Consider the following 14945-nt stretch of genomic DNA (forward strand, 5'->3'; position numbering starts at 1 on the left):
AGAGCGCGCATGAAGCGCGCGACCTTCGTTGATTCGGCCCTGCCTCCCCGCTTCGATCCCGTGCCCGCCCGGGTGCGCTGGAGCGAGGCGCGGGCTGCTGCGTGGCTGCCGTTCCGGCACCGCGCCGCCGCGCTCAGGAACTACAGAACATCGTCATTCGCATCGGGATCGCCATGCGCATCCTGATGGTCACCGACGCATGGCGGCCGCAGGTCAATGGCGTGGTGCACACGCTGGAGCGCCTGACCGAGGCGCTGAAACCGTTCGACGTCGAGCTCGATTTCCTGACGCCGAACCTCTTTCGTACCTTGCCGATGCCGACCTATCCGGACATCCGGCTCGCGCTGACGACGCCTGGCCGTGTCGCGCGCCTGATCGAGGCCGCTAGGGCCGACCACATCCACATCGTCACCGAGGGTCCGCTCGGCATCATGGCGCGCCGCCATTGCCGAAAGGTGGGCCGGCCCTTCACCACCAGCTACCACACGCGCTTTCCCGAATATCTCAGCGCCCGCCTGCCGGTGCCGGAAAGCTGGGCCTATAACTGGCTGCGCGACTTCCACAATTCCGGACAGGGCACGCTTGTCGCCACGCAATCGCTGGCGGACGATCTCGCGGCGCGCGGCTTCAACAAGCTGAGGCCCTGGACGCGCGGCGTCGACACCGACCATTTCCGGCCTGACAAGCGCAAGGAAACCGGATTTCCGCGCCCGGTCTTCCTGTGCGTCGGCCGCGTCGCGATCGAAAAGAACCTGACCGCCTTCCTCGATCTCGACCTGCCCGGCAGCAAGGTGATCGTCGGCGAAGGGCCGGAACTGGCAAAGCTCAAGGCGCGCTACCCCGACGCGCATTTCCTTGGCCATCGCCCGAACGACGAACTGGCCGAGATCTACGCCTCGGCCGACGTCTTCGTCTTCCCGAGCCGCACCGACACCTTCGGCAACGTCATCATCGAGGCGCTGGCCAGCGGAACGCCGGTGGCCGCCTATCCTGTGACCGGACCGATCGACATCGTCGGCGATGGCGTCGGCGGAGCCGTGTCGAACAACCTCGGCGAAGCGGCGACGAAGGCGCTTGAAGTCGATCGCGCCGAAGCGCGCCAGCGCGCCATGCGCTACAGCTGGCAGGCCTGCGCCGAAATGTTCCTCGATGCGGTCGATGAGGCGCTGGGCATGCCAAGCAAGCGCGCTGGCCAGGACAGGGTGGCTCCGGGTCGCCCCAGGCTCGTCCTAGAATAGACGCCCGCCGTCCGGAACCTTGCGCTCGATGGCGCCGAGCACAACGGCGCCTTCCTCATCGGGAAAGCCCAGCGTCAGCACTTCCGACATGAACGGGCCGATCTGGCGCGGCGGGAAGTTGACCACCGCGAAGACCTGCCGGCCTATAAGCGTCTCCGGCGCGTAGTATTTGGTGATCTGCGCCGACGATTTCTTCACCCCGATCGCCGGACCGAAATCGATCTTCAGCTTGATGGCCGGCTTGCGCGCCTCCGGAAACGGCTCGGCCTCGACGATCGTGCCGGCACGGATATCGACCCGGTCGAAATCGGCAAAGCTGATCTCGGGCTTGCGCTCGCTGCTGGAACTCATCGGCGGTATCGGTTTGATTCAGGCGTTTCCGTGGGTCTCGAAGAGCACGCTGGAGAGCGCGTCCTTGGCCGATGTACCCGACCAGACGACGAACTGGAAGGCCTGGAAATAGCATTCGCAGGCCTCGAGCGCCGACGACAGAAGCACCTCGACCTGCTGGCTCGAAGGCTCGACCCCGCCGGCAAGCAGCAGCGACTGCCGGAACATAATGGCACCTTCCTGCTCCCACAGATCGAAATGCCCGAACAGCATCTGCTCGTTGATGAGCGACAACAGCCGCATCACTTCCAGCGCCCGCGTCTCCGGCACCTTGATGTCGAAGGCGCAGGCCAGATGCAGCGCCTCGAAATCCTCCATCCAGGAAAAGGAGACATGGTAGTCGGTCCAACTGCCGGCGACCGAAATCGAAATCTCGTCGTCACCGGCGCGTTCGAAGGACCAGTCGTTGTTGTGGGCCACCTGCTCGATGACATCCACCGGGTGGATTTCGCGGGAGAATTCGAGTTCGAGGAGTTCCATGAATGCTTCCTGTGTTCAGGGGAGCGCCACACGCTCCGCGGGGCACACACGACGAACAATCTTGTCTAGAACTCGGACGGTCAGGACTTTCCAACGCAAAGACCCAACCGGACCCCACCGCCCGGCGCATGACCCTGCTCGAATCATGCAACAAATTCAGTCTATTGATCGGGAGTCGCGTGAACAGCCCAATTTTTCGCACTGCGTCATCCGCATGTGGAAAGGTGGCTGTCACGAAGATTCATGCAATGCCGGTAAGCGATTCACGGCAAAGCGATTTTTCGGATCGCGCTATGTGGAAAAGTTTAACGATTATTTTTTTGCGCGGGGCTTTGCGGCACCCGCAGGTGCGGCCTGTCCGGTCAGTTCGGCGAGCTTGGCCTCGAGCGCCTCGACGCGCGTCGCCAACTGGATGTTGTCTTCCCGCGCCTTGACCGCCATCTCGCGCACGGCCTCGAATTCCTCGCGCTGCACCACATCCATGGAGTTCAGCATGCGCTCGGCCTGCGCCCGGAACGCCGTCTCCACCTCGCGCCGCACGCCCTGCGCGGCGCCCGCGGCGTCGGTCATGATCTTCGCGAATTCGTCGAGAATGCGGTTCGGTCCGGTCGCCATGGCAGATCCTCGCTTTGTCGTTTTGACGTAGTGGCGCGCGGCGCGGAATGCAAGCATGTCCAAGCGAGCAATCGCCACTGGATTGTACGGCCAATAACTATTATTATACCGAGCGAAACCGCAAGGGAGCACATCATGGCCATCAGTGCAGATCTGGGTCATCGCCTGGAGGATGTCGTGAACCGACTCGTCAGCGACGGCCGCTACAATTCGAAGAGCGAGGTTTTGCGCGAAGGCGTTCGCCTCGTTGAGGAGCGGGAGAAGCGACTCGCCGCACTGGATGCTGCGCTCGCGAAAGGCATGGCCGACATTGCCGAGGGACGCGTAAAGCCAGCCGAGGAAGTGTTTGACCGCCTGGAGGCCAAATACAAGGCGATGGCCGCGAGGAGCAGGTGAGGCGACTGATCTTTGCCGCACAGGCCGAGACGGACCTCGAGGCCATCACAGAACACATTGCCAAGGACAACCCGTTCCGGGCCGTGACCTTTCTTCAGGAACTGCGCAGTGCTTGCTTCGAACTGCGCGCGATGCCGGAGCGTTATTCCCTGATTCCGCGCTATCAATCTTCAGGAATTCGGCGTCGTGTCCACGATAACTATCTGATTTTCTTCCACGTCGGCACTGACACCGTTGAGATCCTGCACGTCCTGCATGGCGCGATGGACTACGAACAGATTTTGTTCCCGGGAGCCTGATAGTAAGCTCGCTTACTCACGACATCGACCTTGCCTTGACCGCGCCAAAACCCTGCCGCATGGTCCGCGCCCAATCGTGACCGTCTCCGGGGATCCCGTCTTGAGCGAATATTTCCTGTTGCCGCTGGCCTCCCTGCCCTTCCCAAACATCGATCCGGTCATCGTCCATATCGGGCCGCTGGCGGTGCATTGGTACGGCGTCGGCTACATCGTCGGCATCCTCTTTGCCTGGTGGTACGCCAAGCGCCTCGTCACCACCCCAGGCCTGTGGCCCGACGGCAAGCTGCCGATGAAACCCGAGGACCTCGACGACTTCATCGTCTGGGCGGCCATCGGCGTCGTGCTCGGCGGTCGCACCGGCTATGTGCTGTTTTACGACCTGCCGCGCTATATCGCGCATCCGCTCGACATCTTCGCCGTCTGGCAGGGCGGCATGTCGTTCCATGGCGGCTTGCTTGGCGTCATCCTCGCCATGACGTTGTTTTCGCTCAATCGCCGCATTCCTACCTGGACACTGTTCGATGTGGTGTCAGCCGGCGTGCCTGTTGGTCTCGGCCTGGTGCGTGTCGCGAACTTCATCAATTCGGAGCTTTGGGGCCGGCCCTCGGACGTGCCCTGGGCGATCGAATTCCCCAATGGCGGCCCGTTCACCCGCCATCCCAGCCAGCTCTACGAGGCTTTGCTCGAAGGCCTCGTGCTGTTCCTTGTGCTGCGCTTCCTCACCCATTCGCGCCTGAAACTGAAGACGCCGCGCTTCGTCGGCGGCGCCTTCATCTGCGGCTACGGCCTGTCGCGCATCTTCGTCGAGTTCTTCCGCGAGCCCGACCAGCAGCTCGGCTACCTGCTCGGCACCAGCTGGCTGACCATGGGCATGATCCTCTCCACGCCGATGGTGCTCGCCGGCATCTGGGCTATGGCCACGGCGAAGCCGGTGCCCGAGCCGCGGGCGGCATGACCCGGCTGAAGCAGCGCATCACAGGCCTGATCGGCGCGGCGGGGCCGATCCCGGTCAGCGAATATATGGCGCTCTGCCTGTTCGATCCCGAGGAGGGCTATTACACGACGCGCGAGCCCTTCGGCGCCGCCGGCGACTTCATCACCGCGCCCGAGATCAGCCAGATGTTCGGCGAGCTTGTCGCCGTCTGGCTCTACCAAGCCTGGCAAGGCGCCGGCCGGCCTCTGCCCGCGACCTTTGCCGAGATCGGTCCCGGCCGCGGCACGCTGATGAAGGACATGCTGCGCACCTGGTCGCGGCTCGACCCGGCGCTCGTCGCCGGCGCTTCCTTCGCCCTGATCGAGACTAGCCCGCGCCTGGCCGAGATCCAGAAGCAAACGCTCGCCGGCCAGAGCGTTGCGCTTGCCTGGCACCAGGCCATCGACACGCTGCCGCCGCAGCCGCTCTTCATCGTCGGCAACGAATTGTTCGACGCGGTGCCGATCCGGCAGTTTGTCTATGTCGGCACGGGTTGGCGCGAGCGCGTTGTCGGCCTCGACGGCGCCGATGAACTGCATTTCTTCGCCGGCGCTGGGTCCGTCGACCCGGCGCTGCTGCCGGCAGCCGCAGCCGATCCGCCGCAAGGCGCCATCGTCGAAGTGGCGCCAGCCCGTTCGGCTCTGATGTCGCGGATCGCAGAACGTATTGCCGGCCACGGCGGCGCCGGCCTCTTCATCGATTACGGCCATCTGCAGCCAGGGATTGGCGACACTTTCCAGGCGCTGCGCCGGCACCAGCGCGAGGACGTTTTGGCCAATCCTGGCGAAGCCGACCTCACTGCCCATGTCGACTTCGCCGCCCTTGCCGAAATGGCGCGAGCTCATGGTCTCGATGTGCAATTGTCGACGCAAGGCGAATTCCTGCTCGGCATGGGCCTGCTCGAGCGCGCCGGCACGCTCGGCGCCGATGCCGATCTCGGGACACGTCAAGCCATTTCCGACGCGGTCGAACGCCTGGCCGGTCCCGACGCGATGGGGGAGTTGTTCAAGGTCATGCAGGTCCTGCCGGCGAAGAAAGCCGGCTGAGATCGGCGAGCGGCCTAGCCGCCTGGTCCGCTTCGTTCTCCGAACTTCGCCTTGACGAACCCGCCTCGCACGGACGACAAACCCAACCATGCTGAATCAGACCAGACCCGATCCAGTACGCTCGCCGCTGCTTGAAAAGGCGCAAGGCACGCGCCACGGCTACTTCACCCGCGTCGGCGGCGTCTCCGACGGCATCTATCGAGGGCTCAACATCGGCACCGGCTCCAGCGACGATCAGACGCTGGTCGCCGAGAACCGGCGCCGCGTTGCCGACTGGATGGGCGTGCCGGCGGATCATCTGTTGACCGCGCACCAGATCCATTCGCCGGATGTCGTTGTCGCCAGGGAACCCTTCGCCGGCCCTCGACCGAAGGCGGACGCCATCGTCACCGACCGTCCCGGCATCGCCATCGGCGCCTCGACCGCCGATTGCGGGCCGGTCCTGTTCGCCGACGCCGAGGCGCGCGTCATCGGCGCCGCGCATGCCGGTTGGAAGGGCGCCTTCACCGGCGTGCTCGAAAACACGGTCGCCGCGATGGAAGCCCTTGGCGCCCGCCGCGAACGCATCGTCGCCGTGCTCGGCCCCTCGATCGGTCCCGACAATTACGAGGTCGGGCCGGAATTCGTCGCCCGCTTCGTCGAGGCCGACGCCGGCAATCTCCGCTATTTCAGGCCATCGGCAAACCTTGGCCACTCGATGTTCGACCTCAACCGATATACGGTCGACCGGCTGCGTAAAGCTGGCGTGACCGCCGAGGGCCTTGGCCGCTGCACTTACGCGGAAGAAGACCTCTTCTATTCCTACCGGCGCACCACACACCGCAAGGAAGCGGATTACGGGCGCCAGGTTTCGGCAATCGTTCTGGAGAAAGAGTAATGGCGCTGCATTTCGAACGTTCGGAATTCGACGCGCGGCGCGACCGGCTGCTGATCGAGATGGCCGAGAAGAAGCTCGACGCCGTGCTTTTGTTCGCGCAGGAGAGCATGTACTGGCTGACCGGCTACGACACGTTCGGCTTCTGCTTCTTCCAGTGCCTGGTGGTGAAGGCCGACGGCTCGATGGTGCTGCTCACCCGTTCGGCCGATCTCAGGCAAGCGCGCCATACCTCGACCATCGAAAACATCGTGCTATGGACCGATCGGCAGGGCGCCAACCCGGCGATCGACCTGCGCAACCTGCTCAACGACCTCGATCTGCTCGGCGCCCGCATCGGCGTCGAATACGACACCCATGGCCTGACGGCCTATAATGGCCGCCGGCTGGACGAGCAGTTGCAGACCTTCGGCCAGATAGCCGATGCCTCCGGCATCGTCGGCCGGCTGCGCCTGTTCAAGAGCCCGGCCGAGATCGCCAAGGCGGAAAAGGCTGCCAATCTATCCGACGACGCGCTGGACGCGGCGCTGCCGCTGATCAAGCAAGGCGGCGACGAAGGGCTCATCCTCGCCGCCATGCAGGGCGCGGTCTTTGCCGGCGGCGGCGACTACCCGGCCAACGAATATATCATCGGCTCCGGCGCCGATGCCTTGCTTTGCCGCTACAAGGCCGGCCGCCGCAAGCTCACCAAGAACGACCAGCTGACGCTGGAATGGGCCGGTGTCTTCCACCATTATCATGCTCCCATGATGCGCACCGTACTCACGGGCAAGGTGTCGAAGCGCCATCAGGAGTTGTTCGATGCTTCCCGTGCCGCCCTGCTCGCGGTCGAAAAGGCGATGACGCCGGGCAACACCTTCGGCGATGTCTTCGATGCGCATGCCCGTACGCTCGAAGCGCATAATCTGACCAAGCACCGGCTGAACGCCTGCGGCTATTCTGTCGGCGCCCGCTTCACGCCGTCCTGGATGGACATGCCGATGTTCTACCAGGGCAATCCGGAGCCGATCGCGCCCAACATGACGCTGTTCGCGCATATGATCATCATGGACTCCGAGACCGAGACCGCGATGACGCTCGGCCGCACCTACCTCACCACAGAATCGGCGCCGAAGCCGCTGTCGCGCCATGATCTCGACTTGATCGTACAGTGAATCCATAATGGTTGGTTCACGCGGGGGCGTTCGTCACTAGGGAGTTTTCAGGCAAATGAGACGATCGTGGGTGACGACCGTGTCATTGCTTGCGGCGTTGGCGCTCGGCGCCTGCACCAACGCCAAGGACGTGCTCGAACCTTCGGCGATCACCCCGCCCGCAAGTTCGGTCCAGTCTTCGGCCACTCCGCAGGGCACATCGACGACAGCCATCTCACCGACCACGACCGCGCCGGCTCCTTCGACCGCCACCGCGACGACGACATCGGCAAAAACAGCGACGCCGGCCCAGACCGCCGCCCTCGCCAGGACGCGGCTGCAGGTGGCGCCGATCGTCGGCGCGTCGGTGGACGCGGCGGCACCGTTGACGGCGGAACTGCAGGCCCGTGCCAAACAGCGCGGCCTGACGCTTGTGGGCAGCACGGACCAGACGGCGACGCATGTGCTGAAGGGCTATTTCTCGACGATGTCCGAGGGCAAGGACACGACCGTCATCTATGTCTGGGACATTTACGACCCTTCCGGCAACCGCCTGCATCGCATCAACGGCCAGCAGAAGGCGCCCGCCGTCGGCAGCGGCGAAGGCTGGCCCACGGTGGCGCCCGCCACCATGCAGGCCATCGCCGACCAGACGATCGACCAGTTCGCCGCCTGGCTTGGCAGCGGCGGCGCCGGTTGACCGGACCGGCCGAACTGCTGCCGGCCAAAACTGTTGCTGGCTTACGATGTTTTCCCTGTTTGTTGCGCTCGCCGGAAGGAATCCCCACAACGAGGCTTGCAATACCGGCGCGGGCCGCTAAAAGCCCGCATAAAAGGCTCATGAGAGTCTCTCCGGCCTCTCCATCCTTCACCAGGAACGGTGCATGAAGCTTTTCGCGGGCAATTCCAACCGGGTGCTGGCCGAGGCGGTCGCTCGCTATCTCAACATCCCGCTAGGGAAGGCCAGCGTCAGGCGCTTCGCCGACCAGGAAATCTTCGTCGAGATCCAGGAAAACGTGCGCGGCGAGGATGTGTTCATCCTGCAGTCGACCTCTTATCCGACCAACGACCATCTGATGGAGCTGCTCATCATGATGGACGCCTTCATGCGCTCCTCGGCGCGACGCATCACGGCGGTCATCCCCTATTTCGGCTATGCGAGGCAGGACCGCCGCGCCTCCGGCCGCACGCCGATCTCGGCCAAGCTGGTCGCCAACATGATCACCCGCGCCGGCGCCAACCGCGTGCTGACGCTCGACCTGCATGCCGGCCAGATCCAGGGCTTCTTCGACATCCCGACCGACAATCTGTTCTCGGTGCCGGTGATGGCGCGTGACGTGAAGGCCAAGTACAAGCAGCTCGGCAATGTCGTCGTCGTGTCGCCCGACATCGGCGGCGTGGTGCGGGCGCGCGCGCTGGCCAAACGTTTCGATGCGCAACTCGCCATCGTCGACAAACGCCGCGAGCGCCCGGGCGAATCGGAAGTCATGAACATCATCGGCGCCGTCGCCGGCAAGGATTGCCTCTTGATCGACGACATCGTCGATTCCGGCGGCACGCTTTGCAACGCGGCCGACGCGCTGCTCGCCAACGGCGCGACCTCCGTCACCGCCTACATCACCCATGGCGTGCTCTCCGGCGGCGCCGTCGCCCGCATCGCCGGCTCGAAGCTGCAGGAGCTGGTGATCACCGATTCCATCCAGCCGACGCAGGGCGTGCTCGACGCCCCGAACATCCGCGTCATTTCGATCGCCGACCTGATGGGCGAAGCGATCTCGCGCACGGCGACGGAAGAGTCTGTCTCGAGCCTGTTCGACTAGGTGTTCAGTCCCGAGGTCAAGTGGACGGGATTGAGCCGGAACCTTTCTGGCTGTTTGGCCCATGCCGCACAGATGGCTTCGTAAGGTGTAAGGCCGTGAAGGGTCTTTAGCCGCCTGGCGAAGTTGTATCCGTTGAGGAAGGCAGCAAGGTGATTTTCAAGTTGTCGGTGGGTCTCGTAGTGATATCGCCGGACAGTTGCCTCTTTTAGCGTTCGGTTCATCCGTTCGACCTGACCGTTGGTCCATGGATGGTTGGGTTTGGTGAGACGGTGCTGGATGCCATGCCTCCAGCAGGTCCGGTCGAAGGGATGGCCGCGCCAACGCGCGGTAGGGCCATTCCGGTTCTTGGGCAGGTCGGCGAACTGGATGCCATTGTCGGTGAGCACGGTGTGGATTTTGTAGGGGACGGCTTCGACCAATTCGTCGAGGAAAGCTCTTGCAGTGACTGTGGTCGCCTTCTGCATCAGCCGAGCGAAAGCGAACTTCGAGGTCCGATCCACTGCCACGAATAGGTAGAGCTTACCCTCTTCGGTTCGAACCTCGGCGATGTCGATGTGGAAATAGCCGATCGGGTAGCGCTTGAAGGGCTGTTTGGCCGGCCTGTCGCCGGCGACCTCGGGTAGGCGGCTGATCCCGTGGCGCTGAAAGCAACGATGCAAGGACGACCGCGTCAGGTGCGGGATTGTCGCTTGCAGCGCATAGAGACAGTCATCCAGAGGCAGCAGCGTATGCTTGCGGAAGGCGACGATCATCGCCTCCTCCTGAGCCGTCAGAACGGTGGAGCGTACAATCTTCGGACCCATCGGCGCATCATGGACGAAGGCCCGCTTTCGCCACTTGGCGACAGTCTTCTGATTTAGACCGTGCTGCGCTGCGAGTTCTTTGAGCGGAGCCTCCGATCGCTGTATCGCTGCTCGGATGGCGTGCGTGGTCGTGGCGCTGCCGTGGAGTATCTGTCCCATAGCTCATCCCTGAATGAAGGATCAGCTTGACTGATTCCCCCACACTCCGGGACTAGACACCTAGAGCATTTCACCGTTTCACGGAAACGGTGAAATGCTCTATCTCCTTGTTTTTACGCAATTCCGGGCGGAAAACCGCTCACACTTTTCCTGGAATTGCTCTAATCGATTTCCAAGGGCGCGTAACGCAGCAGCGTGACACCTTGCGCAAGGCGCTCCGCGCCAAGCGGCTTCAACGCCAGCGACAGGCCGGATTGGAAATATGGCTTGCCGCCGCCCAGCACGACCGGATGCATGTAGAGCCGGTACTCGTCGATCAGGCCCGCGCGCGCAAGCTGCCCGGCAAGCTGGGCGCCGGAGACGGAAATTTCGCCGTCCGCCTCCGCCTTGAGCGATCTCGCCACCTTCTCGACATCACTCTTCATCAGACGGGCATTCGGCCCGACCTCCCCAAGCGTGGTCGAAAACACGACCTTCGGCGTCTGTCGCCAGGCGCGAGCGAAATCACGCTCGACGTCTTCAGCGCCGATCTCCCGCTCCGGACTGTCCCAGAAGCGCATGGTTTCATACATCCTGCGCCCGCACAGCGCGATTGAAGTTCGCCGCATCTCGCCGTTGAAATGCCGATGCAATTCTTCCTCGGGAACCGGCAGGCCGATGTCTCCGCCCGGCCCGGCAATGTAGCCGTCCAGCGATGTCAGCATTGCATAGACGATCGTTGCCACCAGCGTTCCTCCGCTTTTGCCTCCCCAGAAAAGAGGAACATAACCGATTGCAATTTGCAATCGGTACTGGCAAGCGGAACCCGGACTGAGAACCGACACGTCAACTCAATGCTGACGGGGCCTCGCTCACGCGGCGATCGGACCGCCTGTGCGGCGCGGGTTTTCACCGAAATCGCGCGCGCCGCGCATATAGCCGCGCGGCGAGGTGCCGAGCATGCGCTTGAACATGGTCGTGAATGCCGGCACGCTGTCATAGCCGAGATCGAGCGCCACCCTGGTGATCGGCTCGCCGTCGGCGAGCCTGGGCAGCGCCGCGAACAGGCAGGCCTGCTGGCGCCAGGTCGACAGCGACAGCCCGGTCTGGCGGTGGAAGGCACGGGTGAAGGAGCGTCGGCTCATGCCCGCGGCATCAGCCCATTCGTCGATCGTCGCATGCGGCGACGGGGCCGCCACGAAGCGCCGGCAAAGTGCCGCAAGCTTCGGATCGGACGGGAAAGGCAGGCCGAGCGGCCGTTCCGGCAGATTCGGGATCTCGTGCAGCAGGAGCCCCATGACGAGCGCGGCGCGCCCTTCGAGCTCGCCGCCCTGCGGCAGCTTCTCGGATTCCACGATCAGGCTGTGCATCAATTCGGTGATGCCGACGACCCGCAGGCCTTTCGGCAGGCCAGCGACCGCATCCGGCACGACATAGACCGAGCGCATCGAGACGTCGCCCAGCATCTCGACGGAATGCTCCGTGCCGGCCGGTATCCACATCGCGTGGTCGGGCGGCACCATCCAGCGTCCATGCCTGGTCGTCACCAAGACGACGCCGACCAGCGCATGCAGCAACTGGCTGCGGCTGTGGCGGTGCCGCGGCACATGGTAGCCGTCCGGGTATTCCGTCGGCAGCGCCACGGCCGGCCCGACGGCCTGTTCCAGCCATTGCCACCGGCTTTCATGCAACCTGCCTAACTCGGCGGCATTGCCCTTGAATATCTCCTTGCCATGCGGCATCGATGTGGCCCACTTGCGAAACTATTGGACCAAACCACGAAAGACGTCACTTGGCAACAAGCCTATAAGGCCGGCTGCGGTTCGCCGCCTAGAGCATGATCGCGAAACCTGGGAACCGGTTTTCGGAAAAGATCATGCTCCAACAAGACTACGGAGCATTGCCTTGACTGATACGACCGCCACCTCCGTCGCCACGCCGGCGCCGGCAAGCAACATCTCGGCGCAAGCGACGGCCTTCACCGTCATTCTTGCGGTGAGCTTCTGCCACTGTGTCAACGACATCATGCAGTCGCTGCTTTCGGCGATCTATCCGCTGCTCAAGGACAATTACGGTCTCGATTTCTGGCAGATCGGCCTTCTGACCTTCACCTTCCAGGTGACGGCCTCGCTGCTGCAGCCGGTGATCGGCATGATCACCGACAAGAAGCCGATGCCCTACTCCTTGCCCTGGGGCATGGCTTCCTCGCTGGTCGGCCTGGTGGTGCTCGCTCATGCCGGCCATTACTGGCTGCTGTTGATCGGCGCCTCGCTGATCGGCATCGGCTCGGCGATCTTCCATCCGGAATCCTCGCGCATCGCCCGCTTCGCCTCGGGCGGCCGCTTCGGCCTCGCGCAGTCGCTGTTCCAGGTCGGCGGCAATTTCGGCCAAGCCATGGGACCGTTGCTCGCCGCCTTCATCGTCGTGCCGTTCGGTCAGACCAGCATTTCCTGGTTCGCCGTCGGCTCGCTGATCGGCATCGTGGTGCTGTGGCAGGTCGGCGGCTGGTACAGCCGGCTGCGCGCCTCGATGGCCAGCCGCAAGCAGGCTGCCCACGTCTCGCCTTTCACGCGCAAGAAGGTCATGTGGGCGCTGGCCGTGCTGACGCTGCTGGTGCTGACCAAGAATGCCTATATCGCCTCGCTCTCCAGCTACTACACCTTCTACGCCATCCATAAGTTCGGCGTTTCGGTGCAAACGAGCCAGGTGATGCTGTTCCTGTTCCTCGGTGCCTCGGCGCTCGGCATCCTGCTCGGCGGCCCGTTCGGCGACCGCTACGGACAGAAGGCGATGATCTGGTTCTCGATCGTCGGCGTGCTGCCCTTCACGCTGGCGCTGCCCTACGCCAATCTGGAATGGACGATGGTTCTCACCGTGCTGATCGGCCTGATCCTGTCGTCGGCCTTCTCCAACATCGTCGTCTTCGCGCAGGAGCTGGTTCCGGGTCGCGTCGGCATGATCGCCGGCATCTTCTTCGGCTTCGCCTTCGGCATGGGCGGCATCGCTGCCGCGGTGCTCGGCGTCGTCGCCGACATGAAGGGCATAGACTTCGTCTACCAGATCTGCTCGTACCTGCCCTTCCTCGGCCTGCTGACAGTGTTCCTGCCCAACATGAAGGAAGCGCGGAAGGCCTGAACTGGCCGGATAGCGGCTCTATCTCCTTGTATGCAATTCCGGACGGAAAACCGCTCACACTTTTCCTGGAATTGCTCTGGCAACAATCGCCGCCGGGTTCGGAACCTTGACCGTTCCGGATTCGGCGGAATTTCCATAGTGCAACGCCCCCAAACGGCAGTTCTTTCCTCAGCGCCCGCCAGTACGCGAAATCAGCTTTTTCTCCACAAGCCCATGCGCCGCAGCAGGCCGGGCAGAAAGCCGCCGGGATCATCGACGGCAGGCGCCTGGTGCCGCCGCCTCGGCAGCGCTGCGAATAGCCCGGGAAGCTTTTGGAGCGTCTCGGTCCAAAGCAGCGTGTCGAGCTGTGCGATGTCTGCCTGCGTCAATGCTTCCGGTTCGCTTCTGAGCGCCTGCGCAAGCAAATCCCGAAAATCTTCCGGCCTGTCCGCCAGCCGGACATTTCGCCAATGCTTGAATTGCTCATAACCGCGAAACGCGAAGCTCGTCGCCACGATCGGCTTGCGGCTGTACAGCGCTTCCGCGGTCTTGATGTTGGTGCCGCCGCCTTCGACGATCGGAAGCATCACGGCATCGGCAAGCTCGATCAGCGCGCTGAGGGTCGCGCCGTCCTGCACGCCGAGCAGCTCGATCCGGGCATTGTCGGCACCGCGGTGCCGCAGGAATCCGGGATCGTTCCGGATCTGGTCGGCAACGCCGCCTACCACGACGATCCGCTCCGAGGCTGAGAGAAAGCCGAGGTCCGGACCCGTCATCTGGAGAAAACCGCGTACGTTGGGCGGATGGCCCGACCCGACGAACAGCGCGGTGCGCAGGCCGGCGAAGCGCGACGCCCAACGAGCGAAGCCGGCGGACGTTTCGCGCGGCCATATGCCGTTGGCGGCGATCACCACGCTTGGATTGAGCTTGCGGAAACAGGCTGCGTCCTGCTCGCTGACGGTGACGACCAGATCTGCCTTTGCGGCAAGATCGGACTCGATCTCCGCCGCGCGTTGCGCGCTCCACAGGTCCGTCCCCGCGCCGGCTGTCGCAGCCTCTTGCGCCGGCAACTGCTGCTCGAAGTTGTGCGAACTGTACACGATTGAAAAGCGTGCCTCCGGCGAGCCCGTCTCGACATACTCGCGCAAAGCCGGCCAAAGCCAGCATTGCTCGAGGGCGATGACATCCGGCCTGAAGTCATCGAGGAATTTTGCGATTGCGCGGCGACTGGATTTGCTGCGCACCACGAATTCGGCGCTGGCGACATCGGAACGCCATTTGCGCCTGGCCATCTTCTTGCGAAAGCGGCGTGGCATCTCGATGAAAAAATCGCCGGTCTCCATTTCCCGCCTGGCGCCGCGGTGGGGAGTAACGACGACATGGCGTGTTTCCCATCCACAATCCCGCAGGACCTTGTGAATGGCATTTGCCCTCAATTGGCCGCCATGGACCGGCCGCCAAATCGGAAACGTTCCCAGCGAAACATACCTCATCGGGTCGACCTGACGCTACAGCCGCTGGCGTAAGGCAGCGGTCCCAAGCCGATACCCATTCTGTTGCCCCCACCTCGGAGGGGACACTACCATTTTCGGCGTCGAGTCCGGACATGATAATGGCGGGTGGGTG

Annotated in this window: 17 protein-coding genes; 10 read left to right on the plus strand and 7 right to left on the minus strand. The window is 63.5% G+C overall.

What is annotated here, in order from left to right; genetic code table 11:
- Positions 1-173: 173 nt before the first annotated feature.
- Complete coding sequence (locus MJ8_RS25310; protein WP_225248330.1) at positions 174-1238, plus strand: glycosyltransferase family 4 protein; 1065 nt, start codon at positions 174-176, stop codon at positions 1236-1238.
- On the opposite strand, the gene MJ8_RS25315 is transcribed toward MJ8_RS25310, so the two are convergent.
- The 3 genes from MJ8_RS25315 to MJ8_RS25325 all read right to left on the minus strand — a co-directional run bounded on the left by MJ8_RS25315 (position 1230) and on the right by MJ8_RS25325 (position 2723).
- Positions 1230-1589 carry a tRNA-binding protein gene (locus MJ8_RS25315; protein ID WP_127251739.1) on the minus strand — a complete coding sequence of 120 codons (360 nt, stop codon included), beginning with the start codon at positions 1587-1589 and terminating at the stop codon, positions 1230-1232. The genes MJ8_RS25310 and MJ8_RS25315 overlap by 9 nt on opposite strands.
- 18 nt (positions 1590-1607) lie before the next feature.
- Positions 1608-2108, minus strand: coding sequence for a YbjN domain-containing protein (locus MJ8_RS25320; protein WP_040989643.1), 501 nt, complete (start codon positions 2106-2108; stop codon positions 1608-1610).
- Between the two features lie 312 nt (positions 2109-2420).
- Positions 2421-2723 (minus strand): accessory factor UbiK family protein, encoded by a 303-nt coding sequence (locus MJ8_RS25325; RefSeq protein ID WP_112126796.1) that lies wholly within the window; start codon positions 2721-2723, stop codon positions 2421-2423.
- Between the two features lie 135 nt (positions 2724-2858).
- Here MJ8_RS25325 and MJ8_RS25330 point away from each other — a divergent pair, with 135 nt between their 5' ends.
- The 8 genes from MJ8_RS25330 to MJ8_RS25365 all read left to right on the plus strand — a co-directional run bounded on the left by MJ8_RS25330 (position 2859) and on the right by MJ8_RS25365 (position 9264).
- Entirely contained in the window at positions 2859-3119 is a 261-nt protein-coding gene (locus tag MJ8_RS25330) for a type II toxin-antitoxin system ParD family antitoxin (protein WP_201411382.1), read from the plus strand.
- Positions 3116-3418, plus strand: coding sequence for a type II toxin-antitoxin system RelE/ParE family toxin (locus MJ8_RS25335; protein ID WP_201411383.1), 303 nt, complete (start codon positions 3116-3118; stop codon positions 3416-3418). The genes MJ8_RS25330 and MJ8_RS25335 overlap by 4 nt, the downstream gene beginning before the upstream one ends.
- Positions 3419-3518: 100 nt before the next feature.
- Positions 3519-4373 carry a prolipoprotein diacylglyceryl transferase gene (gene lgt / locus MJ8_RS25340; protein WP_201411384.1) on the plus strand — a complete coding sequence of 285 codons (855 nt, stop codon included), beginning with the start codon at positions 3519-3521 and terminating at the stop codon, positions 4371-4373.
- Positions 4370-5437, plus strand: coding sequence for a class I SAM-dependent methyltransferase (locus tag MJ8_RS25345; RefSeq protein ID WP_201411385.1), 1068 nt, complete (start codon positions 4370-4372; stop codon positions 5435-5437). The genes lgt and MJ8_RS25345 overlap by 4 nt, the downstream gene beginning before the upstream one ends.
- 88 nt (positions 5438-5525) lie before the next feature.
- A complete protein-coding gene (gene pgeF / locus MJ8_RS25350) occupies positions 5526-6314 on the plus strand; it encodes a peptidoglycan editing factor PgeF (RefSeq protein ID WP_201411386.1) in 789 nt (262 codons plus the stop codon).
- Positions 6314-7465: a M24 family metallopeptidase gene (locus tag MJ8_RS25355; protein ID WP_040989654.1), complete on the plus strand. Its 1152-nt coding sequence runs from the start codon at positions 6314-6316 to the stop codon at positions 7463-7465. Before pgeF ends, MJ8_RS25355 begins: the two co-directional genes overlap by 1 nt.
- 55 nt (positions 7466-7520) lie before the next feature.
- Positions 7521-8144, plus strand: coding sequence for a hypothetical protein (locus MJ8_RS25360; RefSeq protein ID WP_201411387.1), 624 nt, complete (start codon positions 7521-7523; stop codon positions 8142-8144).
- Positions 8145-8328: 184 nt separating this feature from the next.
- Complete coding sequence (locus tag MJ8_RS25365) at positions 8329-9264, plus strand: ribose-phosphate pyrophosphokinase (RefSeq protein WP_040989656.1); 936 nt, start codon at positions 8329-8331, stop codon at positions 9262-9264.
- On the opposite strand, the gene MJ8_RS25370 is transcribed toward MJ8_RS25365, so the two are convergent.
- The 3 genes from MJ8_RS25370 to MJ8_RS25380 all read right to left on the minus strand — a co-directional run bounded on the left by MJ8_RS25370 (position 9261) and on the right by MJ8_RS25380 (position 11947).
- Positions 9261-10226 (minus strand): IS481 family transposase, encoded by a 966-nt coding sequence (locus tag MJ8_RS25370; protein ID WP_201410648.1) that lies wholly within the window; start codon positions 10224-10226, stop codon positions 9261-9263. The genes MJ8_RS25365 and MJ8_RS25370 overlap by 4 nt on opposite strands.
- A gap of 161 nt (positions 10227-10387) precedes the next feature.
- Positions 10388-10951 (minus strand): dihydrofolate reductase family protein, encoded by a 564-nt coding sequence (locus tag MJ8_RS25375; RefSeq protein WP_201411388.1) that lies wholly within the window; start codon positions 10949-10951, stop codon positions 10388-10390.
- A gap of 126 nt (positions 10952-11077) precedes the next feature.
- Positions 11078-11947 carry an AraC family transcriptional regulator gene (locus MJ8_RS25380; RefSeq protein ID WP_201411389.1) on the minus strand — a complete coding sequence of 290 codons (870 nt, stop codon included), beginning with the start codon at positions 11945-11947 and terminating at the stop codon, positions 11078-11080.
- A 163-nt stretch (positions 11948-12110) separates the two neighbouring features.
- On the opposite strand from MJ8_RS25380, the gene MJ8_RS25385 reads away from it, so the two are divergent.
- Positions 12111-13340 (plus strand): MFS transporter, encoded by a 1230-nt coding sequence (locus tag MJ8_RS25385; protein ID WP_201411390.1) that lies wholly within the window; start codon positions 12111-12113, stop codon positions 13338-13340.
- Positions 13341-13531: 191 nt separating this feature from the next.
- On the opposite strand, the gene MJ8_RS25390 is transcribed toward MJ8_RS25385, so the two are convergent.
- The gene (locus MJ8_RS25390) at positions 13532-14812 is read right to left on the minus strand and encodes a glycosyltransferase (RefSeq protein WP_225248042.1); all 1281 of its coding nucleotides are present in this window, start codon (positions 14810-14812) and stop codon (positions 13532-13534) included.
- Positions 14813-14945: the final 133 nt, after the last annotated feature.

Origin of the sequence: Mesorhizobium sp. J8, assembly GCF_016591715.1 — a bacterium.
Lineage (GTDB): Bacteria > Pseudomonadota > Alphaproteobacteria > Rhizobiales > Rhizobiaceae > Mesorhizobium.